Here is a 2,324-nt window from a genome sequence, read left to right as displayed (position 1 = left end):
GGATTGACCACTAGGGAAGACCAACCATAGGACTCGAAACAACGATGAGCTGAATATCCACAGCAACCTGCCTCGTATGCGGTCGATACTTCATGATTAGCAAAATGTTTATCAACATAATCTTTAAGTTGTTCCGGGTCCGGATTCATTGAAAATGACTTGCCTGAAAACAAATCTGTCGCACAATGCACTTTCCAACTTCGCTTGTGAATGTCGATGCCAATGTATAACTTCGGTACAGCAGTAATTTGAGTAACCATATCTTTAATTTTTTGTTCATTTTAAAGATACTCGACTTACTGCTTTTTCATCGATGCTATAAAACATAGCTATCACAGGCTTTCCGAGAGGTTTTTGTTTATTTATTGAGTCCGCCAATTTTTTATTTTTGTATATTTAGAAATTAAAAGATAAATAGAAAAAATAAAAATTTGGCTCGTGCTTAATCCGAAAAATTAGTGTTTATTTATACGCTACGTTTCATACACAAGACCGTTGTGTATCATTAAAAAAAACCGAAATACAAAGAATGGAAAATAAAACATACAAGAAAATATCTAATTGGTACCGAAAATTCCAAATTAGTAAATCACCTCAAATGAATTTAGTTTGGGGATTCTTTTTGTATACGCTAATTGGATTTATTTTACTGTCTATTCCTTTCTTTCACAAAACCGACATTTCTTTTTTAGATAATTTATTTATTTCAACTTCTGCTATTTCAACTACTGGACTTGTGACAATAAGCGTTTTCGATTCCTATAATTTTTTCGGTCAATTTGTTATTATGGCTTTAATACAAATTGGCGGAATTGGATATATGACGCTAACGACATACTATTTATTATTTACTACCAAAAAAATAACACATTGGCATAGTAAATTAATAGGAACGGAATTTACATTACCTAATACAATTCAGATAAAAGATTTTATCAAAAGCGTTATTGTTTTTACCCTAATAATGGAAACTATTGGAGCTATACTTTTCTACTTTGCCTTTACCAATTCTGGAATGGGGAGTTTAAAAGCAATTTGGTTTTCAATTTTTCATAGTATTTCATCGTTTTGTACAGCTGGTTTTGGATTGTTTAATGATGGTTTCGAAAGCTATCAAGACAATACTTTTATAAACACAATTATTTCTGTATTAGCAATTTCTGGTTCTTTGGGTTTTATTGTAATTACAGATTTGTGGTATCGAATTAGGGGTAAATCAAAAGAAATTTCGTTCACAACTAAAATCATTATTTATGGGTTTTTGTTTTTACTTTTTTTAGGAACTTTACTCATTTACACAACAGAATCATCCTCTATTCTCGGTTCGAATAGTTCACTTATGACCTCTTTCTTCCAAGCAATGTCAGCTATGACAACAGTTGGGTTTAACACAATACCTATCGGTGAATTATCCTTGCCAATATTATTGCTTATAACCTTTCTTATGTATATTGGAGCTTCGCCTTCAGGAACAGCAGGAGGAATGAAAATAACGACATTGACGGCAATGCTATCGATATTAAAAAGTCGATTGTTTGGTCAGAAAAAAATCACATTTTTAAACAGACTTATTCCTTTTGAAAGAATATACGTTGCCACATCAACTTTTATGCTTTACACAAGTTTAATTTTCTTGTTTTCATTTTTACTTTCTTACTTTGAAAACTTTTCTTTTGACAGCATATTATTTGAAGTAGCATCCGCTTTAGGAACAGTTGGATTAAGTACAGGAATTACAGGAGATTTAACTAACGTTGGGAAAATATTGATTATTATTTTAATGTTTATTGGACGAGTTGGAGTTCTAACTTTTGGATTTGCATTATTGCAACAAAATGAGAACGATTCTAAAAAAATTAGAACTGATGATTTGGCTGTATGAAAAAATTAATAATTAGAAAAATAGAAAAAACGCCACACAACAACGTATCCTATGAAAAGCCCTAGTCCAGTTCTCTAAAGTTAATCAATATTTTCTTTTTTGCCTTAAACCACCTTTTTTTCTTTAATATAACTTGCTCCGCATCCTATATGTGATACACCTTTTGTCTTAGGGTTCACCAGCATCTGTATGATTATAAGCTATAATAGACCCGGCCACTTGCTATAAAGATGTGATTCCGGTTTCCTGGATCACCCACGTTGTTCTGTGGTACGGGTCTCTCTACTATTTTGTGAGCTTTGTTATGGTTTGTTTTTTTATCTTTCACTCCAGTACCCCTATGCAATAAGGGGTCTCTGTCTTAATAACGGCCAAAGTCCTACTAAGTAGTTTTCTCGCTACTTTGATAATGATACTCTTTACGTTTCTACCTTGGTGCTTA

General features: G+C 32.3%; 1 protein-coding gene and 1 pseudogene. One reads left to right on the top strand and one right to left on the bottom strand.

What is annotated here, in order from left to right; genetic code table 11:
• Positions 1–529 precede the first annotated feature (529 nt).
• Positions 530–1,882 carry a TrkH family potassium uptake protein gene (locus GJ691_RS15780; protein ID WP_047247894.1) on the top strand — a complete coding sequence of 451 codons (1,353 nt, stop codon included), beginning with the start codon at positions 530–532 and terminating at the stop codon, positions 1,880–1,882.
• A 324-nt stretch (positions 1,883–2,206) separates the two neighbouring features.
• Here GJ691_RS15780 and GJ691_RS19775 read toward each other — a convergent pair.
• Positions 2,207–2,324, bottom strand: a pseudogene (locus GJ691_RS19775) (IS110 family transposase); the annotation flags it as partial.

The organism is Maribacter luteus, from assembly GCF_009674825.1.
Taxonomy (GTDB): Bacteria; Bacteroidota; Bacteroidia; order Flavobacteriales; family Flavobacteriaceae; genus Maribacter_A; species Maribacter_A luteus.
Note: the sequence above shows the minus strand (reverse complement) of the source record. Positions and strands in the feature narration are given on the sequence as shown.